This is a genomic window from Gemmatimonadetes bacterium SCN 70-22, from assembly GCA_001724275.1.
In the GTDB taxonomy this organism is placed as follows: domain Bacteria; phylum Gemmatimonadota; class Gemmatimonadetes; order Gemmatimonadales; family Gemmatimonadaceae; genus SCN-70-22.
The window spans coordinates 84,952-101,991 of record MEDZ01000023.1 but is presented as its reverse complement, the minus strand read 5'-3'; the positions used below and the strand labels follow the sequence as shown (position 1 = coordinate 101,991).

Sequence of the window (17,040 nt, the reverse complement as noted above, 5' to 3'; positions counted from 1 at the left end):
CGAGGGCGGCGTCCCCGCGCCCGCGTACGTCGCCTCGTCGATCTCCGCCAGGACGTGGGCGGCGCGCTGGGCCGTCTCCGCCGTGACCCCGACGTGCCGGAGCGTCCGGACGAAGCTCCGCGTGTCGGTCATGGTGCGAGCGCCGATCCCCGTGCGGGCCATGACCGCGGAGGCGAATGCCCGCCGCACCGCCGCCGGCGGGACGACCGCAGATGTTGTCAATTGTTGGAGTCCCGCCGCCGGCGGGGGCGTGCGCCGCTGCCGCGGGCGCTGCCGTGCGCCCAGCGCCAGCGCGGGGATCGGGACGACCGCCAGCAGCGCCCACCAGGCCGGCGCCGTGGAAAGCGGCGGCGCGATGGGGCCGCGATAGCGCGCACGCACGGGGAGGCGAGGCGCCGTGTCGGCGGTCGCGTCGACGCGCGCGGCGAGGGTGCCGCCCCCCACGGTCAGCGGGATCGCGGCGGTGACGGCGACCTCGTACGCCTCGGTGTAGGGATTCCAGAAGGGGTAGCGCACGGCGGGGACCTCCAGCCTCCCCTCCCGGCGCGGCGTGACGATCCACTCGAAGTCCTTGCGCCCCTGGATGAGCGCCGTCCCCGAGTCGATGCTCACGTGCTCGGCGCCGCTGACGGCATCGCCCCACGCGAGGGCGAGGTGGGGTCGCGGAAAGAGCGAGACGTTGCCGGTGCCTCGCACGCTCACGACGAGGGTGACCGGGTCGCCGACGCGCGCGGCGGTGGTGTCCAGGCGGGCCCCGAGTACGAGCCGCCCGACCGCGCCGTCATACCCGGCCGGGCGCCCCGCCGGCGGGGGCTCCTTGGCCACGACGGTCACCGCGCTGGTGCGGGCGGCGTGACTCTCTTCGCGGCTGAAGAAGGCGTTGGAGAGCGGAAGCGAGTACGTGAGGCGCGCGGGGGCGAGGACGTGCGTCCCCGCCGTCAGGGGGAAGAGGGCGCGCTGGAAGACGTGCACGTCGTACGATCGCCCGCCCTCGTCGCGGCGCAGCGGGCGCGCCGGCGACGGGAGGTCGTAGGCGAGCATCGACCGGACATCCGGCGGGACAAACTCCGGATTGCGCCTCAGCCGCTGCGAGACTTCGGGGGAGAGGAAGACGCCGATCTGGTACGTCACCTGCTGCCCCACGTAGACGGTGGTGGGGAGGGCGAGTGCGCTGAAGTTCACGTCCTTCCGCGGGTCGATGCGTCCCTCGGTCACGATCGCCGGGCGCGCGTCGGTGGCGGGGGGCGTGGCGCCCTGCTGCGCCGTGGTGGCAGCGGGGAGCAGGAGCCCCGCCACCGCCAGCCACCGGCCCCGACGCCGGAGGCGCGACGGAAGGCGCGACGGAAGGCGCGACGGAAGGCGCGACGCGACGACGCTCACCAGTCCTTCCCTCCCGGGGGCGGCTGGGGACGGCTCTGCCGCTGCTTGCGCCCCTGCACCCCCCGCTCCTCGCGCGCCGCCGCATCGAGGAGTTGCTCCGCCTGCTGCTCGCCCAGCCCACCGCCCTGCTGCTGCGCCCGCGGTGTATCGGCCTCGCCGCGATCCTGCTGGCTGGCATTCGCCCCGCCGCCTCCCCCTCCCCCGCCCCCGCCGTTCTCTTGCTGCTGGCGGAGCGCCAGCTCGTAGTTCCACTTGGCGTCGCGGTCGGTGGGGCGCAGGATCAGGGCGCGCTTGTACGTCTCGAGCGTGGTCGCGAGCGCCTCGCGCGTGCTGTCCGCCGCCGGGGCGCCGGCGAGGCCGCGCCGCAGGTGCCCGAGGCCGAGGTTGAACCAGGCGCGGAAGCGGAGCTCCGGTTCCTCGACGCGCGCAGCGCGCTCGAGGGGTTCGATCGCGCTCGGGAGCGAATCGGCCGCGACGAGCGCGGTCCCGAGGTTGTACATCAGCTCCGGGCGCGCATCGCCCTTGGCGATCGCCGAGCGATAGAGCGCGGCCGCTCGCGCGTGGCGCCCCATGGCGTACTCGCGCGCCGCCTCACGCGGCACGCTTCCCGACCAGGTGCACCCCGACATCGCGACCGTCCCGGCCATTGCCGCGGCGACGGCGGCGGAGGGGCGCGGGCCGCGTCGGCGGCGTTCGGCGCGCCAGGTATCGACGAGGAGGAGCAACAGGGCCGGGGCGACGAACCACTGGAAGCGCGGGGTGCGCGTGGCGCCGGCGGCGACCCGGCGCGTCGTGGCACGCAGGTTCCGGAGGGCCGCGCGCACGCGGGCCGCCTTGTCCGTCACCTCGGCACCGATGAAGGTCCCGTTGCCCGCGTCGGCGATGGCCTGGAGCATCTCCGGCGTGTAGCGGGAAATCACGACCTGGCCGTTCTCGTCGCGCTTGGGGGCAACCGTCCCGTTCTCCTTGACGGGAATCGTCGACCCCTGCGTGGTGCCGAAGCCGACGGTGACGATCGCGATCCCGTTCTGCGCGGCGCGCGCCGCCGCCGCCCGCACGTCCTCCACCGGCTCGAACGCCTCGCCGTCGCTCATGATCACGAGGGCGCGGTCGCTCCCGCCTGGCGAGGACAGGAGGAGGTCGGTCCCCTGCGTGACGGCGCGCGCGAGCGAGCTCCCCGCCTGGCCCACGATGCTGGGGTCGAGGTTGTCGAGGAAGAGTTCGAGCGCGCCGTCGTCGACGGTGAGCGGGGTCAGGATGTAGCTGCGGCCGGCGAAGGCGAGCATCGCCACGCGGTCGGCGCGCGACAGGTCCCGGTAGCGGCGCACCTCCTGCTTCAGCCGCTCCAGGCGGTTGGGGCGCTCGTCGGTGGCGAGCATGGAGAGCGAGGCGTCGAGGGCGAGGACGACGTCGATCCCCTCACCGCTCACGATGGCGGGTTCCATTCCCCAGCGCGGGCCGGCGAGGGCGGCGCCGGCCAGGAGGACGACCCCGCCCAGGCGCACGGCGCGCCACGGCGACGACGCCAGCGCGCCGGCCGGCGTGAGGCGGGCGAGGAGCGGCGCCTCGCCCATGCGTGCCAGCCGCAAGCGCTTGCGCCTGACGGCCGCCACCACCGCCAGCACCGCCCCCGCCACGAGGACGACGGCAACCGGGAGCATCCAGGGCCAGTCGGTCGTCACCGCATTCATGCCGCCTCCCGCTGTTCCGCCGGCTGCAAGGCCTGGTGGACCTCCTCCACCACCCCGCGCGCCTCGTCGCCCGCCAGCTCGGCGCGCCCGGCGTCGATCGGGACCCCCGCGAACTTGACCAGGTCCACCTCCTGCAGCAGCCGCGCGAGGCGCGCGAGCGGAAGCCGGGTGTCGCCGCGCAGGCGCTGCAGGAGCTCCGACGTGGTCAGCGAGGGCGCGGCCGCCGCGACGACGCGCGCGAGGTAGTCCCGGACCACGTCGGCCATGAGCGCCACGTAGGCGCCCCGTTCCCCGCTGGCCACCAGCTCCATCGCCGCGATCCGCGCGAACTCCTCGTCGGCGAGCTCCTTCGGGGTGCGGTGCGGGGGGAGCGCTGCCTGCCGGCGCCGGCGCCAGAGCCACCAGAGGGCGCCCACCACGCCTAACGCGGCCAGGGCGACGAGCCCCCACCACCACCACGGCGGGCCGAATTCGAAGAGCGGGCGCGCGGGCTTCGGCACGCGCTCGGAAGAATCGGCGGGGAGGACCGACGCCACGACGACCGAGAGCTCGCGACCGACCGCCACGCGTCGCACCGCAGCACCCTCGCGCACCACGACGTCGGGGAAGCGGATGGCTCGCACGCCCACGTCCCACGCCGCGAGGCGATACGTGGCCGCCTGTTCGGTGGCGGAGGAGTCGCCCGCCGTCGTGACGACCACGGGGTCGAGGGGCTCCACACCGGTCCCGGAGTCGGGCGCCTCGGGAAAGTCGAGCGTCGCCCCCCGGGGGGCTCGCACCCGGACCACGACGCGGAACGGATCGCCGACGGTCACCGTCTCGGGGAGGACCAGGACGCCGCGCGAGATCGCCCCCGCGCTCCCCCCGGCGGCGCCCGGGCGCCCCCCCTGCCCTTGCAGCTCGCGGGCGGAGAGCAGCGCCCACCCCCCCACCAGCAGGGCGATCGCGCGGCGAGGACGACGGCTCATCCGCGCGCCACTCGCCGCTCGCGCGTCCGGAAGAAGCGCAGCAGCGGCTCGAGGTATCCGCCCGCCGTGGAGATCGGGATCTCGTCGATCGCCAGGCGACGCAGGAGCTGGCGCCGCGCCTCGTGCTCGCCGGCGGCCTGCTCGGCGTACGACGCGCGCACCGCCGGGTCGCTCGTGTCGACGTCGATCGTGACGCCGCTCTCGGGATCGGCGAAGCGGGCCATCCCGACGTCGGGGAGCTCCAGCTCGCTCGGATCGTCGACCACGGCGGCCACCACGTCGTGGCGCTGGGCCAGGAGCTTGAGGGGGCGCTCGACGTCGGGGTCCAGCAGGTCCGAGACGATGAAGATGATCGCGTGCTGCCGCAGGACGCCGCGGAGGAAGTCGAGGGCGAGCGGGATGTCGGTCCCCGTGCCACGCGGCTCGTGCACGAGGACGTCGCGCAGGATGCGAAGGGCGTGGCGGCGCCCCTTGCCCGGGGGGACGAAATGCTCGACGCGATCGGTGAAGAGGAGCGCCCCGACCCGGTCGTTGTTGCGCACCGCCGACATCGTGAGGACGGCCGCCAACTCGGTCGCCAGCTCGGACTTGAAGCGCCGCACCGTCCCGTAGCGCTCGGAGCCCGACAGGTCGACGACGAGCATCAGGGTGAGCTCGCGCTCCTCGATGTACCGCTTGACGAACGGGCGCCGCATGCGCGCGGTCACGTTCCAGTCGATCGACCGGACCTCGTCGCCCGGCTGGTACTCCCTGACCTCGGCGAACTCCATCCCCTGTCCCTTGAAGATGGAGCGATACTCGCCGGTAAAGACCGAGTTGACGAGTCGCCGGGTGCGCAGCTCGATCAGCTTGACCTGGCGGAGGATCTCCGGGGAGATCGCCACCGCCCGACGGCGCTCGACAGGGGCTGGCGCGGACATCGGCGGGATTACGGTGCTTCCACCGTGTCGAGGATCCGCGTGACGATGTCGTCGCTCGAGACGTTCTCCGCCTCGGCCTCGTACGTCGTGAGGATCCGGTGACGGAGGACGTCGGGCGCGATCGCCTTGACGTCGTCCGGCGTGACGTAGGTGCGTCCCCGCAGGAAGGCGTGGGCGCGCGACGCCTGGGCCAGGGCGATGGTTGCCCGGGGGCTGGCGCCGAACTCGATCAGGGGGGCAAGGTCCTTGAGCCTGGCGTCGGCGGGGTATCGCGTGGCGTGCACGAGGTCGACGATGTAGTCGACGATGCGCTCGTCCATGTACAGCTCGGTGATCCGGTGCCGTGCCTCGAGGATGGCCTGCGGCGAGGCGATGGCGTCGATGGCGATGGGCTCGCCGCTCGCCATGCGGCGCATGATCTCCTTCTCTTCCTCGCGCGATGGGTAACCCACGCGCAGCTTGAGCATGAAGCGGTCGACCTGCGCCTCGGGGAGCGGGTAGGTCCCCTCCTGCTCGATGGGGTTCTGCGTGGCCAGCACGAGGAACGGCTCCTCGAGACGAAACGTCTGGCCGCCTAACGTGACCTGCTTCTCCTGCATCGCCTCGAGGAGGGCCGCCTGCACCTTGGCCGGGGCGCGGTTGATCTCGTCGGCGAGGACGATGTTGGCGAAGATGGGGCCGCGCTTGATCGAGAAGCTCCCGGTCGACTGGTCGAAGACCTGCGTTCCGAGGACGTCGGCGGGAAGGAGGTCCGGGGTGAACTGGATGCGCTGGAACGTGGTGTGGATGGTCTCGGCCAGCGTGCGCACGGTGAGCGTCTTCGCGAGCCCGGGGACTCCCTCGAGCAGGACGTGGCCCCCGGTGAGGAGCGAGATCAGGAGGCGCTCCACCATGTATTCCTGACCGACGACGCGCTTCCCGACCTCGCGTTCGACGGCCTGCACCAGCGCCATGTCCGTTGCCGCTTGTGTTGCCACGTGCGCGTTCTCCTGTAGGTCGACGGGTTTCTGGCTCTTACACCGTACTTGCGCGCGGTTCCGCGCGTTGCGCCCGGCGACCGGCCCGTGCGATCACTCGCCGCGCCGGCGCCGCCTCGCTGCAGACGATCGGCCAGGGGGCCGCGTTCCCTCGCCACGCCCTTGCGTCGCGGGACGCCCGGCGTCGCCTTCGCGCGCCCCACGCCCCTCGGCTCCCCCCCGGCGCACCGGGCGAGCGGGGGGGCGGTCCCCCCCCGAGCGCGCCTCGCGCTTCCGTGGCCGCGTCCCGGCCGCGACCTCGGTGCCGGTGAGCACCTCGAGCATCGCCGCCTCGCGAGGGCTCAGCTCACGCCACGCGCCCGCCTCGAGCATCCCCAGGCGCACGGGGCCGCACTGCGTGCGCACCAGGCGCTCCACCTCCAGCCCGAGGGCGGCGCACAGCCGGCGGATCTCGCGCGTGCGTCCCTCGCGGATCGCGATCTCGAATCCCCAGCGCCGCCGCTCCAGCGGGTGGACGTTGACCCACGCGGGATGCACGATGCCATCCTCCAGCTCCACCCCGGTGCGTGCCGCCTCGGCCGCGCGCTTCGCGTTGCCGCGCACGGTGGCCAGGTACACGCGTTCCACCTCGCGGCTCGGATGCGTGAGGCGGTGTGCGGCCTCGCCGTCGGTGGTGAGGAGGAGGACGCCCTCGGTCAGGAAGTCGAGACGCCCGACGTACGTCAGCCCGGGGACGTCGGGGACGAGGTCGAAGACGGTACGACGCCCCTCGGGGTCGCGCCGCGTCGTCATCACGCCCGCCGGCTTGTTGAGGACGATCCAGCGCGCGCGCGGCGCGCCGAGCACCACCTCACGCCCATCGACCTGCACACGGTCGTTGGCGGGATCGACGACCTGCCCGATCCGTGCCGGGAGGCCGTTGACCAGCACGCGTCCCTCGGCAATCAGCGCCTCCGCGTGGCGGCGCGATGCGACCCCGGCGCGCGCCAGGGCGCGGTGGATGCGCATCGGTTCGTTCATCAGATCGGCTTCGGCTCGGCGCGGAGCGCCACCGCGAGTTCATCGGCCCGCGGGAGCTCCTCGAGGTGGCGCAGGGCGAACTGTTCGAGGAAGAGCGGCGTGGTGCCGTACAAGAGCGGGCGTCCGATCCCCTCGCCGCGTCCGGTGACGTCGATGAGGCCGCGCTCGTGCAGCGACTTGAGCACCCCGCCGACGTTCACGCCGCGGATCTCCTCGATCTCGGCCCGCCCGATCGGCTGCCGGTAGGCGATGATCGCCAGCGTCTCGAGCGCGGCCGCCGAGAGGCGGTGCGGCCGCACCGCCAGCTGCGCGCGCTCGATCGCCTCGGTGTACTCGGGCCGGGTGAGGATCTGCCATCCCTCGCCGAGCTCCACGAGCTCGACGCCGTGCCCTTCGTTGTCGTAGGTCTCGCGCAGCTCGTCGAGTGCGGCCTGCACGGCGGCCGGCGACGACTCCGGGTCGAGCGCCGCCAGTTCTTCCTTGGGGACGGGGCGCGCGCTCGAGAAGAGCGCCGCCTCAAGCAGCTTGGCCAGGGGATTCACGAGTGATGAACACGTTGGCGAACGGATTCGCCTGCATGAGTTTGAGCTCGCCGCGGCGGGCCAGTTCGAGGAGGGCGAGGAGGGCGGAGAGGATCTCCCAGCGCTCGGCCCCCTGCCGGACGACGTCGCGCCAGCGCGCCCGCTCCTTGAGCAGGAGGACGCCGCGCACGGTGGCGATGGCCCCGTCCACGTCGAGCGCTCGCGGGATCACGTCGTGCACCGCGGGGTCCTTCGCCACGCGCAGGACGCGGTCCATCGCCGAGAGGAGCTCCGCCAGCGACAACGCGAGCGGCGCCGGTGGCGGCTCGACACCGCTGGGCGCGATGTACGCGCGCGCGAAGCGCGAGCGCCGCTCCTCGGCGAGCTCCTCGAGGACGTCCACGACTTCGCGCATCTGCTGGTACTCCAGCAGGCGCCTGACGAGTTCGGCGCGCGGATCCTCCCAGGCGTCCTCGCTGTCGTTGCGCGGCAGGAGCATCTGCGCCTTGATGCGGAGGAGGCGCGCCGCCATCTCGAGGTAATCCGCCGCCTGGTCCAGTCCGAGCGTGCGGACGCGCGCCAGGAACTGGTCGGCGATGCGCGAGATGGGGATGTCGTAGATGTCGACCTTCTCGTCGCGGATGAGCCCCAGCAGGAGGTCCAGGGGGCCCTGGAACTCCGAAAGCTCCACCACGAAGGCGTTGTCGTGATCGACCGCGATCGACGTCATCACATCCCCAGCGTGAACTGGCTCGGGAGGATGAACTGCGAGACCGCGCGCAGCAGCGTTCCCCCGACGAGGTTCACCGGCGCCATCCAGGCCGACAGGAGCGGGGCGCCGAGGCGCGTCATCATGAGGATCATGAGGATGAAGATTCCGTACATCCCCACCTGCTGGTAGCGGATGGCCCACGCCGGCGGGAGGAGGTACTTCATGACGTGCGACCCATCCAGCGGCGGGATCGGGAGGAGGTTGAACATCGCCAGGATGAGGTTGAAGACCACGCCGGTGATGAACATCCGCTGGAGGATGGCCAGGGTATCGGTGGCCACCGGAAGGGCGCGCCCCATGAGGCCGAGGAGGGCGATGACGCCGGTGCAGAGGACGGCGAGGACCAGGTTGGTGGCGATCCCCGCCATGGAGACGATGATGTCGCCGCGCCGGTAGTTGCGGTAATTGCGCGGGGTGACCGGGACGGGCTTGGCTCCGCCGAAGATGAAGCCCCCGGTAAAGAAGGTGACCAGGGGGAGGATGATCGTGAAGAACGGGTCGATGTGCTTGACCGGGTTCCAGGTCAGGCGCCCGAGCTGGAATGCCGTGGGATCCCCCTGCCTGAGCGCCGCGTACCCGTGAGCGAACTCGTGGGCGACCATGGAGAACAGCAGGACCGGCGCCACGAGCAGGAACTCTTGCAGCTTATCCAATGGGGTCCGAACGATGAGCTGGGGTGGTGCGGAAGGACGGGCAAGGTAGCGCGGGGGGGAACGAGAGTCAAAGCACTGTCTTTCCTTGACATGGCCCCTATGTGCCAATAGGATTCATGGCTCGCAACCAACCCACCTGAACACCGCTCCACCGGAGTTTCTTCGTGCCGAATATCGCCTCCGCCGAAAAGAACATGCGGAAGTCCCGCGCCGCGACCGTGCGCAATCGCGCCCAGCGTTCGGCGCTTCGCACGGCGTTGAAGAAGGCGAAGGACGCCGGCGCCACGCCCGAGCAGCAGAAGACGGCGGTCTCCCTGCTCGACCGCGCCGCCCGCAAGGGACTGATTCACAGGAATACCGCTGCCCGGCACAAGAGCCGCCTCGCCAAGAAGGCGAACGCCGCGAAGTAGGGCACCGGCGCTCGTACCAGACAAAGCGGGGCGATCCACTCGGATCGCCCCGCTCTCGTTGCGCCCGCCCCCCTGCCTCACATCGCGGCCAACTCACCGCCGCAACGCTCGCAGTACCACTCGGTGGGGTAGTTCATCGTCCCGCACTCCTGGCACTTGAGCGTCTTGACCTGCTCGGTGGGCATGTCCTTCAGGAACGACGGCATGCTCCCCGGCGTGAGCGCCGAGCCCGCGGGACCCGCCGCGAAGTTCTCGCGCGAGGTCGGGGGAAGGTTCGAGGAGAGCGGCGTGGGGCGCCGTGGCGCGGTGAGGACGGGGGGCGGGAGCAGGTCGACTCGCTCCTCGCCGCGGGGGGACGCCGGTGGTGCCGGAAGCTCGGGCTCGGTGGCGGCGGCGGCCGGCTCACCCTGAAGTTCCCGGGGCGCATCGACGACCGACTGGAGGAAAGCCAGTTCGTCCATCGCAGACGGCTCCGGCGACGCGAGCGTCCGAGTCTCCAGAACAGACGGGGGGAGCTCCTCCGACGTCTCGGCGGACGCGGCAGGAGCACCTTCGTCAGGCACCGCTGCCGCGGCGACGGGGGGCGGCGACGCGGAAGCCGCGACCGCGGAGGGAACGGCAGTCGGCGCCGCCGGCGGAGCGGTGACCATCGCCAGGACCTCCGTGATGCGCGAGAGCTCGCGTTCATGTCCCGTGCGCTCGGCGCTGAGACGCCCGATCGCCTCGTCGCAGCTGCCCATGGACTGCTGAGCCCGCTCGGCGTCGAATTCGCCGACGAGGGCGCGGAGCTCGAGCTCGGCCCGCTCGTCACGGCGCACCCCTTCTTCGGCCGCGAGCGTGGCGATGCGCTCCCGGAGTCCGGAGGCGGAGCGCTCGAGGTCGGAGGCACGCCCGCGCAGCTGCTGCGTAACCCCCTCGAGTCGTCCGAGGTAGTCACTCCGGACGCGATCCACGACGTGAGCCGGTGACGTGGTGCGCCGTTCCTCCAGCTGGGCGAGCCACCCCTCGTAGCGGCGGCGTTCCGCGAGGAGCCCCTCGAGGGCGTCGATCGGGTTCGTTTCGAAGTTCGTCATACCTCTTCCTCTCGGCCTGCTCTCACGGAATCGGGCAGCCGGGATAGGTCTCGCCCGGCTTGGCGCGTCGTCGCGCCTGGACCAACGCTTCTACCTGTGCCGGGGTCAGCGTGTTCACGCGTCCCAGCAGTCGTGCGGTGAGCACGATGCGCGCGCTGTGCTCGAGACTCTCCATCCGCTGGTGCGCGATGGTGAGCGATGTCCCGACCGTCGTCGCCCCATGGTTCGCCATGAGGAAGGCGTCGTGGTCGTCCAGGTACGGCTCGAAGGCGTCGGCCAGCGCCTCGGTCCCCGGCGTCGCGTACGGCACCAGCGGGACCCAACCGACCTGGTAGATCACCTCGGGGAGGATGCACGCGGCAAAGGACTCGCCCGCCACGGAGAATCCGGTCGCCGTGGGCGGATGCGCGTGCACCACCGCGTTCACGTCGGCGCGGCGCTGGTAGATGCGCAGGTGCATCTGCACCTCGGACGACGCACGCGTGGAGCCGCGCACCGGCCGGCCATCGAGCGTGAGCTCGACGAGGTCGGCCCCCTGCACGTCCACTTTCGACTTCCCTGCGGGAGTGACGAGTATGCGATCGGGAGCGATACGCACCGAGACGTTGCCATCGGGACCGGCGATCAGCCCGCGCTCGTACAATCGCCGGCAGACCGTGACGATCTCGCGCCTGGCTGCGAACGCTCCCGGTGCCGCCATCACCACCTCACCCTAACTCGCCTGCCGATGGACGATCCGCCCGGCCACTATGGTACACGTGGCTCGCCCGGTCAATGTCTTTCCTGCATACGGCGTGTTGCGTCCCTTCGAGAGGAACGTTGCGGGGTCGACCTGCCATCGGGCGGCCGGATCGAAAACGGTGATGTCGGCCACGCTCCCGCGGCGCAACGTCCCGCCCGGAAGGTGGAAGATGCGCGCCGGCGCGCACGACATGCGGTCGACGAGGGTGGCGTAGCTGACGATCCCGGGAACGACGAGATTCGTGACGAGGACGGCGAGCGCCGTCTCGAGCCCGACGATCCCGTTGGGCGCGTCGGCGAACTCGCGCTCCTTCTCGTCGTAGTGATGGGGGGCGTGGTCGGTCGCCACGAGGTCGATGGTCCCGTCGCGCACCGCCTCCTTGAGCGCTTCCACGTCCTCGGCGGTGCGTAGCGGCGGATTCATCTTGGCGTTGGTGTTGTACCCCTCCACCGCCTCCTCGGTGAGTGACAGGTGATGCGGGCAGACCTCCGCCGTCACCCGGATGTTGCGCTCCTTCCCCCAACGGATGAGCTCGACAGAGCCCTTGGTCGACATGTGACAGAGGTGCACGTGACCACCCGTGCGTCGAGCGAGGAGGATGTCGCGAATGACCATGATCTCCTCGGCCTCGGCTGGAATGCCCTTGAGGCCGAGGCGCGCCGAGACCACCCCCTCGTTCATCGCCCCGCCCATGGCGAGGGTCGGCTCCTCGCAATGGTCGGCGACCGGGATCTCGAAGGTGCGCGCGTACTCGAGCGCCGTCCGCATGAGCTGCGCACTGGCCACGGGCTTCCCGTCGTCGCTGACGGCGACGGCGCCGGCGCCGACCATCTCGCCAAACTCCGCGAGCGCCTCCCCCCTCTGCCCCACCGAGATGGCACCGATCGGGTAGACGCGCGCCGCGGCGGCACGCATCGCCTGCCGGATGATGAAGCCGACCGCCGCCTGGTTGTCGGTGACCGGGTCGGTGTTGGGCATGGCGCAGACGGCGGTGAAACCACCGGCGGCGGCGGCACGCGCGCCGGTGGCGATGGTCTCGACATCTTCGCGCCCCGGCTCGCGCAGGTGGCAGTGCACGTCGACGAAGCCGGGCGAGGCGATCTGCCCCGTGCAGTCGATCTCGACGAGGTCACCGTCGCGCCGGACCTCGCCCAGCGGGGCGCCGGCATGCTCGATGCGGCCGTCGACGACCAGCACGTCGCCGGTGACGTCGAGGTTGGAGGACGGGTCGAGCACCCGAGCGTGGCGGAGGAGGACGTTCATCGAAGAAGAGAAGACGAGAAGACGAGAAGACGAGAGGACGAGAGTCAGCTCTTGGCGGCTTCGGCCAGTTCTGGGCGGCCGCCGGCCAGGAGGTAGAGCACGGCCATGCGGACGGCGACGCCGTTGGTGACCTGGTCGAGGATGACGCTGTGCGGGCCGTCGGCGACGTCGGAGTCGATCTCGACCCCGCGGTTCATGGGACCGGGGTGCATGATGAGGATGTCGCGGGGGGCGCGCTCGAGCTTCTCGCGCGTGACCCCGAAGACCCGGTTGTACTCCCGCAGCGAGGGGATGTAGCCGGCCTGCATGCGCTCCAGCTGCAAGCGGAGGATGTTGAGGGCATCGGCCCACTCGATCGCCTCCTCGATGCGGCGAAAGACGGTGACGCCGAGGGCTTCCACCGCGTTAGGCAGGAGCGAGCGGGGACCGCAGATGGCGACGTCGGCGCCCATCTTGCGCAAGCCCCAGATGTTGGAGCGTGCGACGCGCGAGTGCAGCACGTCGCCGCAGATGCACACCTTGACCCCCGCCAGCCGCCCGAAGTGGTCGCGCAGCGTCAGCAGGTCGAGGAGCCCCTGCGTGGGGTGCTCGTGCGTCCCGTCGCCCGCGTTGACGACATTGGACTCGATGCGATCGGCGAGGAAGCGCGCCGCCCCGGAGGCGCCATGGCGAATGACCACCATGTCGATCTTCATCGCCTCGAGGTTCCGCGCGGTGTCGACCAGGGTCTCGCCCTTCGCCACGCTCGAGCCGCTGGCCGCCACGTTGACCGTGTCGGCCGACAGGCGCTTCTCGGCGAACTCGAAGGAGACGCGCGTGCGGGTCGACGCCTCGAAGAAGAGGTTCACGATCGTCGCCCCGCGCAGCGTGGGGACCTTCTTGATGGCCCGCAGCGAGATCTCCTTGAAGGGCCCCGCGGTGTCGAGAAGGAGCTGGATCTGCTCGGGGGACAGCTCCTCCAGTCCCAGCAGGTCCTTGCCGAGATCCGGGCTCTTCACGCGCCCTCCGCCGGCACCAGGACGACCGAGTCGTCTCCATCGAGCTCGGCGACCATGACGTCGACCCGTCCCCCCGTCGGCACCGTCATCGATTTCCCCACGATGTCGGCGTGGATGGGGAGCTCGCGCCCGCCTCGGTCGACGAGGACGGCGAGGGCGATGCGCGCGGGGCGCCCGAAATCGGCCAGCTCGTCGAGCGCGGCGCGAATGGTCCGCCCCGTGTAGAGCACGTCGTCCACGATGACGACGCGCTTGCCATCGACGGCCCAGGGGAGGTGCGTCTTCCCCACGACCGGGCGCGGCCCGACGGTCTGCAGGTCGTCGCGATACAGCGTGATGTCGAGGGCGCCTCGCGGGAGTTGGACCCCTTCCCGCTCGCTGATCATCTGGACGAGACGATCGGCCAACTGGACGCCCCGTCGCTGGATCCCCACCACGATGACGTCGTCGGTGCCGTCGAACAGCTCGACGATTTCGTCAGCCATGCGGCGCAGGGTGCGCGCCACGGCGCGCGCATCGAGCGCAATCGTTCGCGTAGGTGCCATGAGCGGCCAATATGCGCCGCGCAAACCGCAAAATGAAGCGCCCGCCCCGTCGCGCGAGGCGGGTCACGCGGCGGCGTGGTGCGCCGCCACCGGGCGCCTAGCGATCGCGCACGCGGGGATGCTCGTCGCCCATGACGCCGCGCCGTGGCGAGATCTCACCCACCACACCGAGACGACCGGGGGTGGTGCGGATCTCCAGGATATCTGCCTCCTCCGCCGGCGTCTCGTCGCCCAGAGGGACCCCCGCGGGACGCACGAAGTGACTCCAATCGGCGACGGCCACCTCGCGGTCGACTCGCGGAGCGTTGCGACGCGGCGCCGCGTACATCCCCTCCTCGATCAGCGCCTTCTCGGCGAAGACGTCGCGGACCTCCGTGACATGACGCAGCTCGTGCACCCGTACGTCGCGCCAGAGCGCCGCCACCAGCAGGCCCCCCGTGCGCAGGATCATCGCCAGGCCGGCATACGCGGCCACGTCTGCGACGTTCAAGGCGACTCCCAGGTTCGTGAAGTCGAGCTCGATGAAATCGACCACGCCGTACGGCGACGTCACGAGACTGGCGAAGTTGCCGAGCGCGCCGCCGACGATGAGCCCGAGGGCGCGTGGCGCCGAGCGGTCGACGCGCGCCAGATCGCGGCTCACCGGGACCATGAGGACGATCGCCGCCAGCGTCAGCGCGAGGTTGACCTGCCAGGTGTAGACACCGATCGACCAGCCGAACGCTCCCTGGTCGTTGTGCACGACCGCGAAGCGCAGCCACGGGGCGAACGACGTGGCGTCACCGGCCAGGAACTGCATGGCCGCCGCCTTCGTCGCCAGGTCCCCGATGGTGACCAGCAGGGCAATGCGGGCGAGCTGCGTGAGATGTCGATTCTCGGTCACTGAACAGGCTCCATGTCGGCGTCGCCCCCCGCGCGTCTCGAGGCTCGGGGCGCGCCATCCCTCGGCACCTCCCGGGCCCCCCTGCGCGCCGCGGTCACCAGCGAATTGGGACCTTCCCGGGCGGCTGAGAGAGCAGGAGGTGTGCCACGGGACGCAGTCATGGGGTGAGCCGGGTCACGACGGGGGGAGCTCCCCGCCCCCGCGGGCGCGTTGCCCCCGAGCGCGTTGCCCCGAAGCGCGTTGCCCCGGGGCGACATGGCGTGGTTCCCCCGCCCGTTGGAGCGGCCGCCCCCCTGGCACCACGCTCCCTCCCCCGTCCTACTGCAGCGAGTCCAGCTTGGCCTTGAGGCGCGGATTGTCGGGGACGGCCTTCATCAACGCTGTCAGGACGGCTCGGGCGGAGTCCTTCTGGCCAGCCGCGGCCAGCGCATCGACCCGAAGCATCCCCGCGCTGATGACCAGGCGTCGATTGTCTGCCGGGGGCTGGAAGGTGTCGAGGGCGGCCAAGGCCCCCGCCGGATCGTTGCGGTCGCGCAGCGTCGACTCGATGTGCATCAGGATGACGCTGGTGTCGTTCGGGAAGCGGCGCGCGATGTCGGAGATCAGCGCCGCGGCCTCGGCCCCCTTCCCGTTCTTCCGGTCGAGCATCGCCTGGTGGTACTGCCCGGCCAGCAGGAGACGGCTGACGTCCTCGGGGTCGCCCGTGCGTATGCCGACGCCGCCGGCGAACGAATAGACGAGCTCTCCGCCCTCCTCACCCGTCTCGTAGAGCACGGTCAGGCCGTAGAGCCCGAGGGCCGCGGAGCCGAGCCGGAGGACGCGCTGTCCCTTGCCGCTCAGCGCCAGGGTGGCCAGCTCGAGGAGGCTCACGACGAGGAAGATGTTGCGGGTCTTCTCACCGAGCTCCTCGTGCTCGACCACGATGGGGCGCGCGCCGGGGACGCGTTCGACCGGGCCGTGAGCGTCCAGCCCCGATTTCACGGCGGCGACGGATGCTCCGGTGCCCAGCAGGATGAGGGCGGTGGCGGCGGGGCCAGTCCACGAGAGCTTCCCCGTGAGGGAGAGTAACCGGAAGAGGACGCCGACGATCAGGAGTCCGATGACCAGGTGGACGACCTGGGGGTGGAGCGCGGCGAGATTGGGCATGGGCAGCGTGGATGGAGGCAGGGCGTGCGGGCGCGAGCCGCAGGGGCGGCGGGCGGGGCCTGGGCGAAGATGCCACCGGGACCCGGAGGGGGCAATCTGCGGGGGGTGCATGACAGGCGCATGAACGGGCGCCTAACGCGAACGGCCCCCCGCGGAGGCGGGGGGCCGTGTGCGGGCCCTGGGCCCGGACGGACGGGGAGGGATTCGAACCCTCGGTACGCTTTTAACGTACACACACTTTCCAGGCGTGCGCCTTAAACCACTCGGCCACCCGTCCCTCGTGGTGCGACTACCGTGCTCGTGCCGTGCTCGTGCCGTGCGGTCCCGGCGGCGAACCGGGGCCGGGGCGCCGCGGACGCTGGCGGCACCGGCCCGGAGGCCACGCGCTTCAAGCGCGCAACGCGCCGGGAAGCCGCCCCGGCGCGTTGCGTCACGGACAGGGTGGGATTCGAACCCACGGTACCGTTGCCGGTACACCGGTTTTCGAGACCGGCTCCTTCAGCCACTCGGACACCTGTCCAAAACAGACGCGAAGGATATCCCGTGGCAATTCGGTAGTCAACGAGCGGGAGGTGCCGTACCCTCGCACGGCCGGGGGCGGCCGCAAGGCACGGGACTCACTCTTCGGCCAGCGCCGGGCGCCGCGCCGCGAAGAAGTCGCGCAGGAGCGCCCCGCACGCCTCGCCCTCGACGCCGGCCCGCACTTCCGGGCGATGGTTCAGGCGCGGGTGACGGAGGATGTCGCCGACGGAGCCCGACATCCCGGCCTTGTCGTCCCACGCCCCGAACACCACGCGGTCGATGCGCGACAGGACCAGCGCGCCGGCGCACATGGCGCACGGCTCGAGCGTCACGTACAGGGTGCAGCCGGCCAGCCGCCAGCTCCCGAGCGCCGCCGCCGCCTGCCGCAGCGCCACGATCTCGGCGTGCGCGGTGGGGTCCTGGTCGCGGAGCGTGCGGTTCCCGGAGGCGCCGATCACTCGCCCGTCGTGTACCACGACGGCGCCGACCGGAACGTCTCCCGCCGCCGCGGCGTCGCGCGCGAGCGCGAGCGCCGCCTGCATGTGGGCCTCATCGG

Annotated in this window: 17 protein-coding genes, 2 tRNA genes and 1 pseudogene; 1 reads left to right on the top strand and 19 read right to left on the bottom strand. The window is 71.6% G+C overall.

Features of this window, described 5'->3' with window-relative positions; translation table 11 throughout:
* The 9 genes and pseudogenes from ABS52_12500 to ABS52_12460 form a co-directional block, all read right to left on the bottom strand.
* A pseudogene (locus tag ABS52_12500) lies at nucleotides 1-1,380 on the bottom strand (hypothetical protein).
* Nucleotides 1,377-3,071, bottom strand: coding sequence for a hypothetical protein (locus ABS52_12495; GenBank protein ID ODT02818.1), 1,695 nt, complete (start codon nucleotides 3,069-3,071; stop codon nucleotides 1,377-1,379). Before ABS52_12495 ends, ABS52_12500 begins: the two are co-directional and overlap by 4 nt.
* The gene (locus ABS52_12490) at nucleotides 3,068-4,039 is read right to left on the bottom strand and encodes a hypothetical protein (GenBank protein ODT02817.1); all 972 of its coding nucleotides are present in this window, start codon (nucleotides 4,037-4,039) and stop codon (nucleotides 3,068-3,070) included. The genes ABS52_12495 and ABS52_12490 overlap by 4 nt, the downstream gene beginning before the upstream one ends.
* The gene (locus ABS52_12485) at nucleotides 4,036-4,959 is read right to left on the bottom strand and encodes a hypothetical protein (GenBank protein ODT02816.1); all 924 of its coding nucleotides are present in this window, start codon (nucleotides 4,957-4,959) and stop codon (nucleotides 4,036-4,038) included. The genes ABS52_12490 and ABS52_12485 overlap by 4 nt, the downstream gene beginning before the upstream one ends.
* Before the next feature lie 8 nt (nucleotides 4,960-4,967).
* Complete coding sequence (locus ABS52_12480; GenBank protein ODT02815.1) at nucleotides 4,968-5,912, bottom strand: ATPase; 945 nt, start codon at nucleotides 5,910-5,912, stop codon at nucleotides 4,968-4,970.
* A 117-nt stretch (nucleotides 5,913-6,029) separates the two neighbouring features.
* Entirely contained in the window at nucleotides 6,030-6,956 is a 927-nt protein-coding gene (locus ABS52_12475; GenBank protein ODT02814.1) for a hypothetical protein, read from the bottom strand.
* The gene (locus tag ABS52_12470) at nucleotides 6,956-7,498 is read right to left on the bottom strand and encodes an SMC-Scp complex subunit ScpB (GenBank protein ODT02813.1); all 543 of its coding nucleotides are present in this window, start codon (nucleotides 7,496-7,498) and stop codon (nucleotides 6,956-6,958) included. Before ABS52_12470 ends, ABS52_12475 begins: the two co-directional genes overlap by 1 nt.
* On the bottom strand, nucleotides 7,473-8,207 hold the full coding sequence (locus ABS52_12465; protein ODT02812.1) for a hypothetical protein: 735 nt from the start codon (nucleotides 8,205-8,207) through the stop codon (nucleotides 7,473-7,475). Before ABS52_12465 ends, ABS52_12470 begins: the two co-directional genes overlap by 26 nt.
* Nucleotides 8,207-8,902, bottom strand: coding sequence for a hypothetical protein (locus ABS52_12460; GenBank protein ODT02811.1), 696 nt, complete (start codon nucleotides 8,900-8,902; stop codon nucleotides 8,207-8,209). Before ABS52_12460 ends, ABS52_12465 begins: the two co-directional genes overlap by 1 nt.
* Nucleotides 8,903-9,066: 164 nt before the next feature.
* On the opposite strand from ABS52_12460, the gene ABS52_12455 reads away from it, so the two are divergent.
* Nucleotides 9,067-9,312, top strand: a complete 246-nt coding sequence (locus ABS52_12455) for a 30S ribosomal protein S20 (GenBank protein ID ODT02810.1) — start codon at nucleotides 9,067-9,069, stop codon at nucleotides 9,310-9,312.
* Nucleotides 9,313-9,389: 77 nt separating this feature from the next.
* Here the strand turns inward: ABS52_12455 and ABS52_12450 are convergent, their stop codons facing one another.
* The 10 genes from ABS52_12450 to ABS52_12405 form a co-directional block, all read right to left on the bottom strand.
* Nucleotides 9,390-10,385, bottom strand: a complete 996-nt coding sequence (locus ABS52_12450) for a hypothetical protein (protein ID ODT02809.1) — start codon at nucleotides 10,383-10,385, stop codon at nucleotides 9,390-9,392.
* Nucleotides 10,386-10,407: 22 nt separating this feature from the next.
* Nucleotides 10,408-11,085 carry a hypothetical protein gene (locus ABS52_12445; protein ID ODT02824.1) on the bottom strand — a complete coding sequence of 226 codons (678 nt, stop codon included), beginning with the start codon at nucleotides 11,083-11,085 and terminating at the stop codon, nucleotides 10,408-10,410.
* A gap of 12 nt (nucleotides 11,086-11,097) precedes the next feature.
* A complete protein-coding gene (locus tag ABS52_12440; protein ODT02808.1) occupies nucleotides 11,098-12,390 on the bottom strand; it encodes a dihydroorotase in 1,293 nt (430 codons plus the stop codon).
* Nucleotides 12,391-12,434: 44 nt separating this feature from the next.
* Nucleotides 12,435-13,388, bottom strand: a complete 954-nt coding sequence (locus ABS52_12435; protein ID ODT02807.1) for an aspartate carbamoyltransferase — start codon at nucleotides 13,386-13,388, stop codon at nucleotides 12,435-12,437.
* A complete protein-coding gene (locus tag ABS52_12430; protein ODT02806.1) occupies nucleotides 13,385-13,933 on the bottom strand; it encodes a bifunctional pyr operon transcriptional regulator/uracil phosphoribosyltransferase in 549 nt (182 codons plus the stop codon). The genes ABS52_12435 and ABS52_12430 overlap by 4 nt, the downstream gene beginning before the upstream one ends.
* Before the next feature lie 97 nt (nucleotides 13,934-14,030).
* The gene (locus tag ABS52_12425; GenBank protein ID ODT02805.1) at nucleotides 14,031-14,816 is read right to left on the bottom strand and encodes a hypothetical protein; all 786 of its coding nucleotides are present in this window, start codon (nucleotides 14,814-14,816) and stop codon (nucleotides 14,031-14,033) included.
* Nucleotides 14,817-15,134: 318 nt separating this feature from the next.
* Nucleotides 15,135-15,962, bottom strand: coding sequence for a hypothetical protein (locus ABS52_12420; protein ID ODT02804.1), 828 nt, complete (start codon nucleotides 15,960-15,962; stop codon nucleotides 15,135-15,137).
* Between the two features lie 189 nt (nucleotides 15,963-16,151).
* Nucleotides 16,152-16,239, bottom strand: a tRNA-Ser gene (locus tag ABS52_12415).
* Between the two features lie 156 nt (nucleotides 16,240-16,395).
* A tRNA-Ser gene (locus tag ABS52_12410) sits at nucleotides 16,396-16,482 on the bottom strand.
* A 97-nt stretch (nucleotides 16,483-16,579) separates the two neighbouring features.
* A complete protein-coding gene (locus tag ABS52_12405) occupies nucleotides 16,580-17,026 on the bottom strand; it encodes a tRNA-specific adenosine deaminase (protein ODT02803.1) in 447 nt (148 codons plus the stop codon).
* Nucleotides 17,027-17,040: the final 14 nt, after the last annotated feature.

What these genes read in the sequence shown, in the direction of transcription:
- ABS52_12495 (ODT02818.1), bottom strand. Translation starts at nt 3,071, where the DNA reads ATGAATGCGGTGACGACCGACTGGCCCTGGATGCTCCCGGTTGCCGTC.
- ABS52_12480 (ODT02815.1), bottom strand. Translation starts at nt 5,912, where the DNA reads ATGGCGCTGGTGCAGGCCGTCGAACGCGAGGTCGGGAAGCGCGTCGTC.
- ABS52_12490 (ODT02817.1), bottom strand. Translation starts at nt 4,039, where the DNA reads ATGAGCCGTCGTCCTCGCCGCGCGATCGCCCTGCTGGTGGGGGGGTGG.
- ABS52_12440 (ODT02808.1), bottom strand. Translation starts at nt 12,390, where the DNA reads ATGAACGTCCTCCTCCGCCACGCTCGGGTGCTCGACCCGTCCTCCAAC.
- ABS52_12465 (ODT02812.1), bottom strand. Translation starts at nt 8,207, where the DNA reads ATGACGTCGATCGCGGTCGATCACGACAACGCCTTCGTGGTGGAGCTT.
- ABS52_12405 (ODT02803.1), bottom strand. Translation starts at nt 17,026, where the DNA reads ATGCAGGCGGCGCTCGCGCTCGCGCGCGACGCCGCGGCGGCGGGAGAC.
- ABS52_12445 (ODT02824.1), bottom strand. Translation starts at nt 11,085, where the DNA reads ATGGCGGCACCGGGAGCGTTCGCAGCCAGGCGCGAGATCGTCACGGTC.
- ABS52_12420 (ODT02804.1), bottom strand. Translation starts at nt 15,962, where the DNA reads ATGCCCAATCTCGCCGCGCTCCACCCCCAGGTCGTCCACCTGGTCATC.
- ABS52_12475 (ODT02814.1), bottom strand. Translation starts at nt 6,956, where the DNA reads ATGAACGAACCGATGCGCATCCACCGCGCCCTGGCGCGCGCCGGGGTC.
- ABS52_12450 (ODT02809.1), bottom strand. Translation starts at nt 10,385, where the DNA reads ATGACGAACTTCGAAACGAACCCGATCGACGCCCTCGAGGGGCTCCTC.
- ABS52_12430 (ODT02806.1), bottom strand. Translation starts at nt 13,933, where the DNA reads ATGGCACCTACGCGAACGATTGCGCTCGATGCGCGCGCCGTGGCGCGC.
- ABS52_12485 (ODT02816.1), bottom strand. Translation starts at nt 4,959, where the DNA reads ATGTCCGCGCCAGCCCCTGTCGAGCGCCGTCGGGCGGTGGCGATCTCC.